This is a genomic window from Mesobacillus persicus (assembly GCF_900109925.1).
In the GTDB taxonomy this organism is placed as follows: Bacteria; Bacillota; Bacilli; order Bacillales; family Cytobacillaceae; genus Mesobacillus_B; species Mesobacillus_B persicus.
The window spans coordinates 1-15,920 of sequence record NZ_FOBW01000028.1; the positions used below are offsets into that span (position 1 = coordinate 1).

15 protein-coding genes are annotated in these 15,920 nt (G+C 39.7%); 10 read left to right on the forward strand and 5 right to left on the reverse strand.

What is annotated here, in order from left to right; genetic code table 11:
- Window positions 1-518: 518 nt before the first annotated feature.
- From BMX30_RS22200 to BMX30_RS22210, 3 genes are read right to left on the reverse strand one after another with little or no spacing between them, the layout of a single operon-like run.
- Complete coding sequence (locus BMX30_RS22200; protein ID WP_090750427.1) at window positions 519-1,475, reverse strand: COX15/CtaA family protein; 957 nt, start codon at window positions 1,473-1,475, stop codon at window positions 519-521.
- Between the two features lie 60 nt (window positions 1,476-1,535).
- Window positions 1,536-2,975: a cbb3-type cytochrome c oxidase subunit I gene (locus BMX30_RS22205; RefSeq protein ID WP_090750429.1), complete on the reverse strand. Its 1,440-nt coding sequence runs from the start codon at window positions 2,973-2,975 to the stop codon at window positions 1,536-1,538.
- A complete protein-coding gene (locus BMX30_RS22210) occupies window positions 2,965-3,519 on the reverse strand; it encodes a cupredoxin domain-containing protein (RefSeq protein ID WP_090750431.1) in 555 nt (184 codons plus the stop codon). Before BMX30_RS22210 ends, BMX30_RS22205 begins: the two co-directional genes overlap by 11 nt.
- Before the next feature lie 405 nt (window positions 3,520-3,924).
- On the opposite strand from BMX30_RS22210, the gene BMX30_RS22215 reads away from it, so the two are divergent.
- Window positions 3,925-4,911 (forward strand): EAL domain-containing protein, encoded by a 987-nt coding sequence (locus BMX30_RS22215; RefSeq protein ID WP_090750433.1) that lies wholly within the window; start codon window positions 3,925-3,927, stop codon window positions 4,909-4,911.
- A gap of 96 nt (window positions 4,912-5,007) precedes the next feature.
- Complete coding sequence (locus BMX30_RS23725; RefSeq protein WP_170843976.1) at window positions 5,008-5,166, forward strand: hypothetical protein; 159 nt, start codon at window positions 5,008-5,010, stop codon at window positions 5,164-5,166.
- Between the two features lie 62 nt (window positions 5,167-5,228).
- Here BMX30_RS23725 and BMX30_RS22220 read toward each other — a convergent pair whose 3' ends face one another.
- A complete protein-coding gene (locus tag BMX30_RS22220; protein ID WP_090750434.1) occupies window positions 5,229-6,485 on the reverse strand; it encodes an MDR family MFS transporter in 1,257 nt (418 codons plus the stop codon).
- Between the two features lie 207 nt (window positions 6,486-6,692).
- Here BMX30_RS22220 and BMX30_RS22225 point away from each other — a divergent pair, with 207 nt between their 5' ends.
- The 3 genes from BMX30_RS22225 (at window position 6,693) to BMX30_RS22235 (ending at window position 9,938) form a co-directional block, all read left to right on the forward strand.
- Complete coding sequence (locus BMX30_RS22225) at window positions 6,693-8,339, forward strand: ABC transporter substrate-binding protein (protein ID WP_090750436.1); 1,647 nt, start codon at window positions 6,693-6,695, stop codon at window positions 8,337-8,339.
- 108 nt (window positions 8,340-8,447) lie between these two features.
- Window positions 8,448-9,203, forward strand: a complete 756-nt coding sequence (locus tag BMX30_RS22230) for a GTP cyclohydrolase II (RefSeq protein ID WP_090750438.1) — start codon at window positions 8,448-8,450, stop codon at window positions 9,201-9,203.
- 24 nt (window positions 9,204-9,227) lie between these two features.
- Entirely contained in the window at window positions 9,228-9,938 is a 711-nt protein-coding gene (locus BMX30_RS22235) for a DUF421 domain-containing protein (RefSeq protein ID WP_090750440.1), read from the forward strand.
- Between the two features lie 43 nt (window positions 9,939-9,981).
- On the opposite strand, the gene BMX30_RS22240 is transcribed toward BMX30_RS22235, so the two are convergent.
- Window positions 9,982-10,896 carry a ferritin family protein gene (locus tag BMX30_RS22240; protein ID WP_090750442.1) on the reverse strand — a complete coding sequence of 305 codons (915 nt, stop codon included), beginning with the start codon at window positions 10,894-10,896 and terminating at the stop codon, window positions 9,982-9,984.
- Between the two features lie 482 nt (window positions 10,897-11,378).
- Here BMX30_RS22240 and BMX30_RS22245 point away from each other — a divergent pair, with 482 nt between their 5' ends.
- From BMX30_RS22245 to BMX30_RS22265, 5 genes are all read left to right on the forward strand, one after another.
- Window positions 11,379-11,579 carry a cold-shock protein gene (locus BMX30_RS22245; RefSeq protein WP_090750445.1) on the forward strand — a complete coding sequence of 67 codons (201 nt, stop codon included), beginning with the start codon at window positions 11,379-11,381 and terminating at the stop codon, window positions 11,577-11,579.
- 488 nt (window positions 11,580-12,067) lie between these two features.
- Window positions 12,068-12,268: a cold-shock protein gene (locus BMX30_RS22250; protein WP_090750447.1), complete on the forward strand. Its 201-nt coding sequence runs from the start codon at window positions 12,068-12,070 to the stop codon at window positions 12,266-12,268.
- Window positions 12,269-13,041: 773 nt separating this feature from the next.
- Entirely contained in the window at window positions 13,042-14,229 is a 1,188-nt protein-coding gene (locus BMX30_RS22255) for a YecA/YgfB family protein (protein ID WP_170843977.1), read from the forward strand.
- A gap of 145 nt (window positions 14,230-14,374) precedes the next feature.
- A complete protein-coding gene (locus tag BMX30_RS22260; RefSeq protein ID WP_090750451.1) occupies window positions 14,375-15,259 on the forward strand; it encodes a mechanosensitive ion channel family protein in 885 nt (294 codons plus the stop codon).
- A gap of 88 nt (window positions 15,260-15,347) precedes the next feature.
- The gene (locus tag BMX30_RS22265; protein WP_090750453.1) at window positions 15,348-15,668 is read left to right on the forward strand and encodes an MGMT family protein; all 321 of its coding nucleotides are present in this window, start codon (window positions 15,348-15,350) and stop codon (window positions 15,666-15,668) included.
- Window positions 15,669-15,920: the final 252 nt, after the last annotated feature.

Here is a 15,920-nt window from a genome sequence, read left to right on the forward strand (position 1 = left end):
CATTCTTCGCCAGTAGGATTCTCTTGAGGAATCTGGGGTACCTTTAAGCTCAAAGAATAGCTCCACTTTTTGTTCATATTGATTCATAAAATTGCCTCCCGATATTTGATTAAGTTTAGTGTTGAATCAAATATCAGTAGGTGGAGCCCTACTTAGCTTAATGAGAATATTGAGGTGTATTTTTGAGGTTGTCCATGATAAAATATTTGTCATATGAAAAAGTATGTCTTTCTATTGTTTGGTTTGGCGATTAAACAATATCACAAAAGACATACTTTTTCATTTTTTTATTCTTTTTTTGGTCTGAGGGGGCTTTTAAAGAGCCATCGCGTTAGCGATTTCGTTCTTCTTCTGCTTCATTTTTACGGAATCAAGGATTTTGCAAAAGATTCAAATATAAGGTCGTGGGACTTTTCTAGTTTTCTATTCATCTCCAAATGTAGAGAATAGACGAGCTAAAGGCGTGAATCCACATTCGGAATCACGCCTTCCTTTTAATCAGCTTAATAATTACACCCTCACACCCTCGTTCTAACTTTACTAGACATCTCCCCAGTAAAAAGCTGACCTTTTCTTGATTGTGCTCTGTCTTTCCCCATCACCGCGCGGCTTTCGGCTAGAACCGAAAACAAGAAAGTACCCACCGCTAAATGAAGTACAGCCATGGTTAGATCAATGAAGCTTGTAATCGTTAAAACGCCTATTACTAACTGAATGATAACCGTAATAGAAGCTAAAATCAGACGCCATCTGAGCGGGGAGGACCATTTTTTCAAAAACGCCCAGCACGTTAACGCCAAAATATAAATCGCAGACAAGACTGCGAACAGTCGGTGAATCGTTTGGATGATACCTGCCGGATTATCAATCGTTGGAAGGAGAGTTGATCCACAATCAAACCATCCGCACCCGAGACCATACCACTCATGCTTGGTGTAGGCTCCAAACGCGAGCGTTAAGAGCAACAATACTAAAATGATATTTAAATGTAGAATGATGGATTTATGGTCAGAGATATCTCCCGTGCTTGAATTTCCAAGCGGTTTCTTGTCATCTGCTTTTCTCCAAATCCAAATCAGGCTAGCTAAAAACACCATCGCAATCATCAAATGACTTGAGACAATGATAGACGGCAAATCAAGGATAACGACCACCGCGCCAAGCAGCACCTGAATGACGAGGAGGCCAATCATCCAATAACCAATGTTGCGAATAGCAGGATCAATTTTCGCACGCAAAATTTTTAAAAATAATATCACGCAAGAAATTGCAAGTATAGCCCCTATCACTCGATGAGCAAATTCAATTAAGGTATCCCCTTTTAGGGTAGGGATCACCTCACCATTACATAGCGGCCATTCAGGTCCGCAGCCCATGCCTGATTCAGAGGAGGCGACATACCCTCCGAAGACGATGAGTCCATATGTAAGCAGGATGGTTACAAAGGCCAAACGTTTAATAGACAGAATACACAACTCCTTATCCTAGTAGAATTGGATTTTAGTAGGCTTCGAAAGTGGACCCTGAAAAACATCCTAAGTTGTTTTTCCGACGCCCTTTAAACCTGTAAAAAATCTTACCGTAATGAGAACAGTAGCGAGCACAACGAAAATTCCACTGATTGCACCAATTTGGTCGGATAACACCCATTCTGGCATATGCACGGCCCATCTTCTTGGTGTGCTCATGCTACCGGCATAAAGAAAGGAACCGACGATTCCTGTAAAAAAGGTAAAGTACAAGGCGATGCTAAAGGTATCAAAATGGTTATGTTTCATGGACCCTTCTTTTTTATTAAAATAGTACATAAATCCTAGAATCATCGCGATGACTCCCATTCCCATATACGTGTGGAAATGACCTGGCACCCATTTTGTATTGTGCATGACATGATTGACGACAATCGTTGCATCAATAATCGCCGGAATCGCACCGGCTACCCAGCCAAACATTGCTAAAAAAAGCAGACTGGAAGCGAAATCCCATTTAATCCCTGAGCGGTACACAATCATCAGTGCCCCATAAGCGGTGACAACCATAACCGGAAGTCCGTTTGCATATGAAAACACTTGACCGATGATCAGCATCCACGTTGGAACCGCGAAATCCATCAAGAGGTGGTGCGTGTAAATCATTAACGTAAACAAAGTCGACGCATTCCAGGCAATCAAAAAGGCTTTATTTGATTTCCACGGACGCTTTGTATAGTGGGAAAGCACTTCATACACGGCAATGACTGCCATATAAATCGTCGCATTGCAAAACACATGGCCAAACGCATAAGTTAAATGCTTAGCGAGCATTGGATCCATTGAAATGGCAGGAATCAGAATATTGATAATCGAACCAATAATAACAATTGCCCCAGCGATAACGGCTGTAGAATTGGTGATGACCACCATCGTGGTCGCAACAACGGCAGGGGGTGGTCCATAGCCTTTTTTCCCTCGGAAAATATAATCCCAGCCTAGTGATTTACCAAGACCACCGTACTCCTTTATTAATCGTGCTGCTAAATATGCATACATGATTAAATAGCCTACACCTAAAATCAACACGCCGAATAGAAAGAGGAGCGGTCCTGTCACTCCATAAAACTGAGCAGACTGAGCAGGTAATGGATATAAAAACGTCCAAGCATCCGAAAAGTTGAAGCCGAAAATCGCGATGACAATTAAAATAATTCCTATTAAGGAAAGGGTGAAGTTTTGCAAGAAAATGGACGGTCTTAATTTTATATACTTCGAAAGAAAATACCACATGATGCTAGTACCACCTAAGGCGGCAACCCCAACCATTCCAATCCCGTGGGCGGTCATAATTTTATAAAACCACTCAGGTGAAATCTGAATCATTTCTCCTTGGTTCAAAAGCATGATGACACCTAGAATCATCATAAAAATAAGCAAAATCGACGTGGTCATTAAATAATAGATGACGGTCTTTTTCGCTAAAGGATGGATGCTACTCTCCATTCTCAACCCCTCCTTTTGGCTCAACGACGATTTCTTTGATCATCACATGATGACCAACAGAGCAGTACTCAAGACAGAGAATTTGGTAGGTTCCTGGCTCTTCAAATGTGTAATAAACGGAATTTTCATAACCAGGCATCGCTTGTGTTTGTGCCACCAATTCAAGATCCTCTGTGTAAAGTCCAAACCCGTGGGTGACGTCACCAGCAGTGACGATAAATTCAACCTGGTCCCCAATGGTAAAGTGGTCTTCACTCATCTCCCAGTAGTATTGCAAGCCTGTTACTTCGACAACCTTCGTTTCAGTTGTTGCTGATTCTTTTGCATGTGCGCTATGATAAGGCAAATCGTCTAAGGTAAGTATGGTTGCAATGCCCATTGTTGCAACGAGTGCAAAGAAGTAGTATTTCCGAATCTTATAGCCTTTCGTTTGAATTGGACCGTACTCTGATGTGCGCTTTGATTCGCCGTAAACAAAGGCAAAGGCAAGTGCCAGCAGAAACTCGAAGAAAATTGTTAAATACAAAGCAATCATTTGATACATCTAATCCCCCCTAATGTCATAAATAAAAAAATCCCCATCCCTTTTGTGTGTAGCCCAATATCCATTTTAAGACAGTTGCAAAAGGTTTTAAGTGATATAGAACATACTCTTCTAAAAATTTAGATAGGTTGAATATTCAGTAAAAGTAGGCCGAGTCAAAACTTGTCATGCCCTTTGAATATCACTCTATTTATGGAAGGACCTCTTTTAATATGCAGTGATCACCTTACTTGAAAAGGAATAGGGAGGAGAATGAAGAGCAGAGAGCAGGCCATCATATCAAAGGAATTTTGGTTTTCAGAACAATTGGTGAGTTTCTGGAAGGTCATTGTTCCTTATAACCTATCCCTGTATTTAATGGTATGATTGTTAATTAGATAGAACAAAGAACGAGGTGTAGGGACAATGGGGTGCAATGCTTGTATCGTAAGAGATTTACGATTTGAGATAAAGGCCGAGGGAGATTTCAACATAGAGATGCTTTCTGGGGTCATTGAGCATTTAGTAAGAAGAAAAACCTTGGTGAAATCGGAAGGAAACCAATTTATCATAAAAGAATCCGGCATGATGGATTTTATCGATTTTTCCCAAGATCACATGGACTTTAATAGAGTTTTCTTTCGGTTGGAAGATTCAGAGTGGCGTGTGTTAACGGAAGTGAAGGAAATAGTGGAAAATCAGTGGATTGATGAAGTGATTAGTAAGGGTTTAGTTACTTGCTATGCGCAACCGATTTTGACCGCAGATGAGGAGATTTATGCGTATGAGCTATTGGCTAGATTTCTAAATGAAGATGGTACCCTCATTTTTCCTGGCGAAATATTTGGCGCGGCGAAAAGCCGAGGCAGATTATATGCCCTCGATCGTTTGTGCCGAATGACGGCGGTAAGGTATGCTGCTCTTTTAGATAAAAAAGCTTTCATCAACTTTATCCCGACATCAATTTACTCTCCAGAACATTGTTTAAAATCAACGGTACAATTGGCTAACCAATTAGGCCTAGACCCGAACCAACTCGTATTTGAAGTCGTCGAAACAGAGAAAGTAGACGATATCAACCACTTAAAAAGCATCCTTGCTTATTATAAAGAAAAAGGCTTCCATTATGCATTGGATGATGTGGGAGAAGGCTATAGTACGCTCGAATTGCTAGAAGAGCTTAAGCCTCATTACATGAAGCTAGACATGAAGTATGTCCAAGGAGTCGCGACAGACATAGAAAAGCAAGAGATTGCAAAGAAATCCCTTGAGCAGGCTCTAAAAATGGGTGCCGTTCCTCTTGCGGAGGGAGTTGAAACTCAAGAAGACTTTGAATGGCTTCGAGAATTGGGATATCAGTTGTTCCAAGGTTATCTATTTGGAAAACCAGCGCCAATTGAAGAGTCAAACTAGAAGGAATAGCCCAATATCTGGCCAACCTTTCTGAATATCCAAGATGCCTTCTAGGGATAATGGTAAATGACAAACAACCATTAGGGGGACTTCCGAGTGAATTCAAACAAAAGGGAACAAAACAAAGGAAAGAATCTATCTCAACAAAAGCTAGAGAATCAAACGGCAAACACACAGTCAACTGAGACAGGTGCAGCCTCTCAGCAAGACGGAATCCGCTATGATTACGATGATTCTTCTAACCTGAAGCAATAATATCCTAGTAGACATGAAAAGAGGAAAAACCGGAACTCATGGTTTTTCCTCTTTTTCTATCCTTAGATGGTCTTCCGTACATATACATCTTGTTTTTGCCTTCTTGCTCGAAAGACAAATAAGCCACTATATAATAGAAAGGTTCCAATCATTAAAATAACCCCAATGTATACGCTCATCATCGTCGGTACGAGAAAGGCGCCAATGATAATCGTCGTTCGTGCAAGTAAATCGGCCCCATTAAAACCAATCCCAGAAAAGGCAGAATAGGAGCCGCGTTTATCATCTGGCATCATATTGGCCTTTTCAGCGTTCGCAATCGGGGAGTAGATAAGCTCGCCAATCGTAGCGATGAGATTAAATAAGATTAAGACGTACCAAACATTCGCCGAAGTGATAACAGTATAGCCAATTCCATATAAAATAAGGCCAGTTAACAACATCTTTTTCTTGTCGAACCGGTCAGTTATTTTCGTGACGATAAACGTAAAACAAACAACAAGAAGCATGTTTTGGATGTTTAATAGACTTAACATCCGCACGCCGACGATTTCAAATTGCCCCAATAAAATTGGGCGGAACTCTTCGGCTAAACGAACCCCGATATAACTATTTAGTGAAAATTCAGCCGCATAAATGCACATGGACCCAACAATCGCCATCACAAACGGTTTGTCTTGAAGGGCAACCTTATAGTTCGCGGCTAAATCGACCAAAAGGTTTTTGTGTTTTCGTTCCAACTGTTTTACGGAAGCGTCTTGAAGCCAAAGTGCAAAAGCAACAGGTAAAGCTGCTGATACAATGGTCAGAACTACAAATAATGCAAGCTGATGATGTACATAGAAGAGTCCACCAAGCGCAGCGCCGATTGCCATCGATAAATTGGTCATCCAATAATCCAAGGCATAAATCTCTTTTCGATTCTCAGGCGTTGTGCTATCAATAATAATCGCTTGCATTGCGGGTCTGCCGAGACTGCTTGTCGCCATGAACACCATATAACTGCAAGCAAAAAGCAGGATCCATTTTTCGTCAGGAATCAAGCTGGCCGTCATTAGTCCGAACGTGAGTGCACTAAGGCTTGATGTTAGTAAAAGCACCGTTTTCCGCCGGTAGCGATCGGAAAGGTAGCCTCCGATTAAATTACTAAAGAACCCGATGAAAACATTGATTCCTAAGAAAACCCCTGCCCATACGGCTCCCTTATGCTGAGCGAAAAACAGTGCCATAAAGGGCATAACCGCACTAGAAACAGCACGATTAAAAAACGATGTAACCATTCGAACCTTAATATTTTGGGGGTAATCTTTCCATTTCATCTTGCCAACTCCTTATTATTTTGACTGTGTTAAAGAACTTTATTTTTAGCGAATAGGAAACGTAAATTATGGAGCATCTTGTGCTACCTATGTCTTATCACTCTTTAAGCTTGCCAAATGATGGGATATATTTATATATTAAAGGTGACGGAAGAAATTAAAAATGACCTTTTTAAATAAAAATGTCCCCTTTTAAGGAGCTTATTGATGGATCATTATTTATTAACTTTATGGAATCAAGTAGAGTCGGGGTTTATTAAAGTAGAAGAAGTAGCGCAACAGTTAGAGTTAAGTACAAAGCAAACACGGCGAAAACTTCGGCAATGGGAATCGGAGGGATGGCTTACTTTTCAGCCTGGTAGGGGAAGAGGGAATGCCTCCACATTGACTTGGTTAACTGATGTGGAAGAAGAATATGAACAACTTTTTTTAAAGAATCTTAAAGAAGAACATATTGAAGAAGTTAGTAAACTGTTGCTATTGGACTGGTCGATGGAAACAAAGCAACGCTTAATGACCGCTTTCCAAGCGAAATTTGGATTTCATCAAGAAGATCAGGACCAACTGATCATTCCAAGGTTTTATCGATTTTTAACCTTTCACCCGCAAAAAGCGGCCGAAATTCAAAGTGCCAATATTGTTGCTAATCTATACAATCGTGTCGTTACTTTAAATGCGGACAATACGATTGCACCAGAACTCGCTCACACATGGGAATACACCGAAACTTCGTTATTGTTGTATTTAAGAAAAGACGTTTCGTTTCACGATGGATCGATTCTGAAAGCGGAAGATGTGGTGAACTCGTTTCTAGGAATGAAAAGGGATGAACATTATACTGCGCTGTGGGAACCAATTACAAGCATCACAACGCCAGCACCACTTGTTGTGATGTTGGATTTCCCAGGCGGTTGCACCTATGTTCTCCAGCTTTTAGGCCTTTTATCTGCGAGTGTTTTTAAAGAAAGTAACGGTAAATTGCTCGGTACAGGCGGGTTTTATCTCGTTGAGGATTCACCAGAGAAAACGGTTCTTTGTGCCTTTAAGAACTATTTTGGACATCGACCTTTACTTGACCGTGTCGAGTTTATTCAAGTTCCTAAGGAGTTCCAAGTAGTCTATCATGGGGCACACGAAAACGAAGGAGTCGACACATTTGAAGTCGAAAGCGACTCTGGCTTTGGCATCGTGGTTATGAACCCTTATCGTGACTCTGATATGAATCGGAAAGAAGTGCGGGATTATATTCATATGGTCATCGCCCATCATCGTCATGAGCTATCAGAGGTTGAGTCGCGGATTACCGGTAATAACGAGGGTTGCTTGATTGGATTATCAAAATCGTACAGTATGCCTGAGCTTCCGAAACCAAGGATGACCAAACCTCTAAAGCTAAGATTTGTAAACTATACGAAAGATACATCCTATTGGTTAAAAGAAAAACTTGAGCAGGCAGGAATCGAAGTCGAAATGGTGGAAGTTTCCTTTCAAGAGGCAATCTATAATCCCGATATCCACTCAGAAACGGATCTATTTATTCACGGGGAAATATTTGAAATGAATCAAACCTTTTCTTATTTCTTCTTTTTGAAGAACAGCTTTTCACCGCTCCATAAGCTAATTGATCGAGATGCTTATTTACAAGAATCCATAAAAGCATATAACACCATTCGATTTGAAGAGTGGAACAACCAACATTTACAGATTGAAAGCTATCTACAAGGCGAATCTCTATGTATCCCATTGTATTATGTAAAGCGATATATCCCGTTTTCAATCAATCTCATGAATATCGAAATCAAGCATTTTGGCTATGTTGACCTAACAAAACTATGGACGAAACCAAGTATCTAAAAATGGGGATTAGCTGGAAGGGGTGGTGCCTTCCAGTTGATTTCCATTTCTCTCCTTTGTATGTAATAAATCGCTTCGTTGCAAACTAGGAAAAAAGGAGCGGTTGTGATGAATCCTACTAAAATTGACTCGAAGGTACTATCAATCCTTGAAGATAAAATTCAATTGATTAAAACAGGTAAAGGGGCCATTTATTTAGTTGGGCCGATTCGCCTTCCTGTAAATTTGTTCGGAGAAACGGTGACTTTCCAATGGTATTGCTGGTTGAATTGTGATGAAGCAACAGAGGATTTTCAAAAAATCATTGATAAGTTAGCATCGGCCAATTTAGCTGAATTTCAGCAATCGAGTGTGTTAGTGTACGGTGATTTCGAGTATGCAGACGAGGCGATTATCAGAATGCACTCGATTTGCCACACGGGCGATATCTTTGGTAGCAAAAGGTGCGATTGTGGGTTCCAACTAAAGCAGTCGATGAAAATGATTGTAGAACATGGGACAGGAGCGTTGTTTTATTTAGCTAACCATGAAGGAAGAGGAATTGGCTTATTCAGTAAAGCGATGGCTTACATTCTTCAAGAAAATCAATATGATACTGTTGAAGCGAATGAAAGTCTGGGTTTTGTGGATGATGCAAGAAACTATGATGATGCCATCATGGTTTTAAAAGCCTTGCGAACCAAGCCTGTAAAACTAATGACGAACAATCCGAAAAAACTGCAGGCTTTAAAAGATGCAGGGCTTAACGTGACGGACAGAGAAGCCCTATGGGGAGATGTCTCGGAGTATAACGAGAATTATTTGCAGACAAAGATAATGAAATCTGGTCATTTAAAAGAGGATGGAGTTTGCCCTAATGACTGATATGAATTGAGTAGGAGTGAGCCAATGCCTGAACATATAGAGGTTATGTTAAGATCAATAGGCTCGTTTGGGCTTTTACTAGTTGGTGCCCGAATTCTTGGGAAACAAACAATCTCCCAGATGACATTATTTGATTTTATTGCAACCATATCTATAGGAGCCATTGCGGCAAACCTAGCCTTCAATACCTCAATCAAAGTGCATCATTTAATCTTGTCTTATGCCATTTTTATCGCCACCATTTTTCTCGTTGCTTTGATTTCTTTAAAAAATAGAAGAGGGAGAAAATTTTTTGCGGGGGATCCCACGATTGTTATCCAAAACGGCAGGATCCTTGAACAAAATATGAATAAAATGCGTTACACACTAGACTATTTAAATCAACAACTCAGGGAGAAAGATGTGTTTAATATCGAGGAAGTCCTATATGCAATCGTAGAAACCAATGGGGTTTTAACGGTTTTAAAGAAACCACAGTATAGGCCTGTAACCAGGCAAGATATGATGATTCCATCAAGTGATGAACACCGACTTCCAGTAGAACTAATTATGGATGGAAAAGTCATGAAAGAGAACTTAAAACAAAACCGTCTGACCGAAAATTGGTTAAAGACAGAGCTAGATAGACGGCAGCTGAATCAAACTGAAGTGGTCTATGCAGTTCTTGCAGCCAATGGAAATATGTATGTGGATACGACTAGTGATGATATTCTTTCTCCTGTAGATAGGGAATAAAGAGCGCTCAAAGTTCTGTTTAAGGATAGAAAATGCCAGATTTCTATCTGGCAAGACCTCTTTCAAAGGCTGATAAGTGATTCTGGGAAGCATTACGTAACTGGGTAAAAACCATTCTCACATCGTTAGGGATCTCATTTGCGAGAAATTTTTCGTACATGGCAATATTGTCTATCTCGCCTTGAACACCAGCAGCATAGGCCGCTTTTACGTTTGCTGGTGTTTTAACGAATGATTGTGATTGATTTTCGGGTAATGGGACTTGGTAGCGTTCGAATAGGGGCAACAATGCATTGATATGTCTTAGTTCTGCTTGTTTAATTTGAGCAAAAGTTGGGACTGGGCCAAAAGTTTTAAGGACGTTATCGTATCTCGCTTGTGCTAGGTATTCATCTTGGATTGCATAGGTTAGCATTTGTGGTAAGGTCAAAGTTGTGGCATTTAGTGCTCCTTGCGCTCCATAGTTTTCACCAAGTTGACGCTGTGTTGTCATCGGATGGTTTTTTGAGAAGAAAAACAAGAACCAAACTGCATGATTTTGTTCATCTGCTGCAGCACGACGGAAGATTTCTTTAATATTGGGATCCTGCGCTTTATCTGCGATATCTAAATAGAAATCGACCGTTTCTTGTTCGTCCCTAAACGCAAAATCTAAGCCTGCTCTGTAGGTGTTTGGGCATTCTTCCGTTATTTGAGAAACAGGTAGATTCCCTGTTACATGAGTATAAATCCTTCGAAACGCTTCATAGTGATTCCTCTCGTCTTGACGAATCTCAAGAATTTGATTCCGCTCCATCTGCGTGGGCGCCATTTGCGCTAATTTTTCATAACAAGCAATCGCACTGTACTCCCCGTTTATAGCCTTCTGAAGTTCGGTTGCTAATTGAGTGTCATTCGTTACTCGTAGATTGCCGTCATAATATGGATGATAAAGATGCCAATAATGATTTGAATACATAATTGTTCCCCCAATATTAAAATTCAACTTATCATATGCGGGGGAAATAGGTGGGTGCAGGGCTCATATGAAAAGTGAAAATAGATTTTGCGTTCATCCATTCCCCCATTTTGTAAGCATAGGGTCTCATCTTTCGCTTCAGAAAAAATTTTACCGTTCACATCTATACCAAATATTAGGAGGTAATTTCAGGGGGCTTATTGATAGTAAAAGAAGCATGAAAGGGGCGCTGAAGCGGTTTTAGATGGATTGTGACGGAGATAACCCCAAAAGCTATTAACAAGAAGTAAGATGGAATTTAAGCATGGGCTTGCTCCTAAATAGAATCCTTATTTGCATTCCCAAAGTTTATCTGTTATTCTAAGGAAGAATTATTTTTGTTTGTTCGGCAAAGTTCGTTAAGTGATCAAAACTTTTTGACTTGAAGACGTAAGCAAGGATAGTAACAAAATGTGTGCACAGCACACGAGGAGGAATTTTTAATGGAACAAGGTACAGTGAAATGGTTTAATGCAGAAAAAGGATTCGGATTCATCGAGCGCGAAGGCGGAGACGATGTATTCGTTCACTTCTCAGCTATCCAAAGCGAAGGCTTCAAATCATTAGACGAAGGTCAAAAAGTAACTTTTGAAGTTGAACAAGGTCAACGTGGACCCCAAGCTTCTAACGTTCAAAAAGCTTAATTTTAACCTTAACTGATAAAAGACTCTCTTGTAGAGTCTTTTTTTATTTGCCTATTTCTACATAACGGAGAAACCTAGTTTTCAGCTTAAAAGAAACAAAGCTTGAAAAGGGTCCTGCGAAAAAACAATAATAAAAAACCCCGCTCTTCTCTAAAGCGGGGTTTTGGCAACAAATAAAGCAAACGGTAGACTTAGTATAGCACAGGTTTACTCACATCCCTAATTTTACAGATTCACAAAAAATACTCCCTTTACTTTTGCTTATGAAATGGATCAAGAGGCAGAGTAATATAAATTAGGTGAGTTTTTTTGGCTGGAAATAATTATTATGAAAGCCGATTTGTATTTAGTCTTATTATCTGTTATGATAAGAAAGAATTATTTTTGTTTGTTCGGCTAAGTTTGTTAAGTGGTTAAAACTTTTGACTTGAAGACGTAAGCAAGGATAGTAACAAAATGTGTGCACAGCACACGAGGAGGAATTTTTAATGGAACAAGGTACAGTGAAATGGTTTAATGCAGAAAAAGGATTCGGATTCATCGAGCGCGAAGGCGGAGACGATGTATTCGTTCACTTCTCAGCTATCCAAAGCGAAGGCTTCAAATCATTAGACGAAGGTCAAAAAGTTACTTTTGAAGTTGAGCAAGGTCAACGTGGACCCCAAGCTACTAACGTTCAAAAAGCTTAATTTTAACCTTTATACAAAAAAGACTCTCTTGTAGAGTCTTTTTTTTATTTTTAAAGGTTGTTTTCGTAGAGATTGTTATAAAACCAATCATAGCGTAGGAAAAGCTATCTTGTACGTTAAAAGTTAATGGACAAGCTCTTCCCTAATAATTGTTAACCGTCTTAGTATAAAGATTGGCCCGAATAAAAAAACGGCAATAAAAAACCCCGCTCTGCAGAAGAGCGGGGAATTGGCAACAAATAAAGCAAATGGTAGACCTAGTATAGCATAAGCATCCCCATATCCCTAATCTTTTTTAAAATGAATTTCGGTCTTTAAAAATTTGAATTGTATAATTGATATAGAGGACTACTCTGAAAATTGCTGAAAAGTAGCTCTGGAAAGGCTTAGAGTTGTCGGTGTGGTATAAGAATTTACTATAATATTGGATGTGAAGAATACAAAAGAAATTCTATGAAAGGGATCCAAGAGGCCTACAGTTAGAGTTTACTTTGAATAAACTAGAGTAAGCTGTTGGAAAGCGACTTCTTTTAAGTGAAGATAAGATCAACTTGGATAAAAATGTCGGGCTATCATGTAAGGTTTACTTTTGTAATATAAGGAAATTGTTCCCAAACATATGTCTAACGGTTTACATAACATTATTTAGTGTGCATAATTATAGGAGTGATTTTCTAACGTTGGAGAAGTCTGGAAAGAATACATAAGCTCAGTTAGACAATCTATGAACAAGAAATACATATGAAAAAATTATGCATTTGAGGGATTGGAATATGGGATTGAAAGAAAAAGAAGTAATGAGATTGATTGAAGCAACAAACAAGATGAAAAATGATTTTAAAGGGAAAGACCAAGAGAAAAGGTGGCGCCCAATTACCGTTTCACTATCACTTCAAGATAGCTTGAATCGACTAGCGAAATATGAATTAGATTCAATTCGGAAAAAGTTAGAAATTAAAAATGCGAGTAGCCTGAAAAAAGCGGAGCTCATTCAGTTACTAGTGAAAGAGATTCCAGCATCGCTTGAAAAGATAGGAAAGAGACTAGACAAAGAGCGTTATAGTTTATTAACAGAATTAGTGCGGAATGGTGGCCGTTTGATAGCGCCTAATTTAGAGACAAGGCAGTTTAACTATTTTCTCGAAAATGGAATCCTATTCACAGGAACATTTGAGGGGGAAAGAGTCCTTGTTATGCCACAGGAAATCGTCGATGCTTTCTCTAAAATAGAGGATACAAGGTTGCAACCGATAATTCTTCGAAACACGGAATGGATTAAGCTGACGCAAGGAGCCCTCTATTATTTTGGTTCGCTTCGATTAGCGCAGCTAGTAGAAATTGTAGAAAGCAAACTAGGCGAGGAATTAGCTGTTAGGGAATATCTATCTGTTATCGAGGATGCTATATCCTACTATAAAGAGGTAAAGTTAGATGAAAAAGGTTTTTATTATCCTAAAGTGTTAGATCCGGAACAAGTGCAACGCGAACACAAAAGTAGAAGTACAATTGGGTATTATCCTTTTTCAAAAGTTCAATTGCTGACTGCTGGGGAAGTGGGTTTTGTCGATAGGAATGAGTCCTTTAAGCGATTTGTTGACTATCTAGACGATACTTTTGAAATGACGAGAGAAGAAGCGGGTTTTATCGTTGAAGAGCTTATGTACGCAACCAAAAACGGGAAGGCACCTCAAGAGCTGCTTGCTTATTTGCAAACTAGAGTATCCTTCGATCGCATCGATTCCCTTAGAGCGGCAATGGATCGAATCATTGATCTTATGAATCAAACGAGAGAATGGTTCTTAAAGGGGTACACCTCGGAGGAATTAAGTGCATTAGAGCAAAAATCACTGCAGCCTTTGCCGAGTAAGGTAATCGATATCCATACAAAGAAAAAGGTTGGTAGAAACGACCCTTGTACTTGTGGAAGCGAGAAGAAATATAAGAAATGCTGTGGACGGTAGAGTGTTGAAACAACTATAATGGATGGCAGCCTGTGGGTAAGATACTCATAGGCTTTTTTGTGTCATGATACAAGAAAATTATGTCGATATTCTTGTTTCTAGCCGTTATAATAGGAATATTTAATGGCAAACTGGAGGGCCTATTATGGAAGCAATTTCAGCTAGATTCATCGACTTTTTCGATATAAATTGGGAACAGGCGATGGACTATCTATTATCAATTATTTTTACCATTGTGATTACTTATGCGATTTTATTTGTGGTTAGATTATTAATCGCGAAATTCTTTAAGAAAACTAATTTTATTAGCGAGAAAAAAGAACAGACGATTGAATCAGTCGTGAAGAATACATCTCACTATTTGGCGTTTTTCATTATTGTGTTAGCTGCGATTAAACCGTTTGTTGATATTAAAGATATTTTAGTGGCCGGCGGGGTCATTGGGATTGTCATTGGCCTAGGCGCTCAAAAAATCATGACCGATATCCTTGCCGGGTTCTTCATGATTTTCGAAGAACAGTTTCAAAGAGGCGATTTTGTTCATATAAACGGGGAGCTTGAGGGTGGCACCATTGAGGATTTGGGTTTTCGTGTGGTCAAGGTGCGACTATTAAATGGGAAACTCATGACGGTTCCAAACGGAGAGATTAGGAAAGTTGAAAATGGCAACGTTGAGAAAAGACGAATTTTTGAAAGTGTCATCGTTAGTTTTAAAGAGGACCCCTCAAAAATCGAGAAGTTATTGCAAGAAGTATGTGATGAATTAAATGAAAAGCATAAGGAATTTTTAAAAGTAGATTCGAGAACAGCTGAGTTTGTAGAAGTCTACCAAGTTCATGGATTGTCCTCATTAGATGTTAGTCCCTTAGGTTATCGGTTCTCGATTAAAGCGACGGTGAAAGATGATGATTACTTAACAGCAGCCCAACTAACGAAAAAACATTTAGCTCAGAAAATCTATGACCACAAGATTCTTATGCCCACACAGCAAGTGGTCGTGCAGCAGGCGGAGAGGGAATATTTGCAGTAACAGATTGGATAGGGGCGTGTCACCCCGCTATATGCTGAAATGAAGTTGGGATACGTGGCTTTATTTCATTTGGAAAGGAGCACGGAGGATGCAGCCATTTACAGAAAAGGTGATTGAAGTAATTCGAGAGATCCCTGAAGGGAAAGTCATGACCTATGGGCAAATTGCAAGGGTGGCTGGAAGTCCGCGGGCTGCGCGCCAAGTGGTACGCGTACTTCATTCAATGAGTAAAAAATGCCGACTTCCATGGCACCGCGTCATCAATAGTAAGGGGCAAATTTCGCTCCAGGATGATGAATCCTATCAAGAACAGAAGCTTTCGCTTGAAAGCGAAGGGGTTAAGGTTGGGTTGACTGGGGCGATTGACTTAAAAACGTATCAATATTGTCCTGATGAGGATTATATATAATAAAAAAACTGAGTAGACTTTACAGTCTGGCTCAGTTTTTTTGTCTTTTGTCTAACTTTTAAATAGGATGTTTGGCTGACAGATTCTCAAGCCTTTTTAGAAAATCATTTGTTAACAGCATCTTCCGCCATTATTCGGTCCTGGGAGTGGTCCCTCAAAGTTAGGGTATCCTGGGAAAGCTCCGCCATTATTCGGTCCTGGAAGCGGTCCTTCAAAATTAGGGTATCCAGGGAAAGTGCCGCCGTTGTTTGG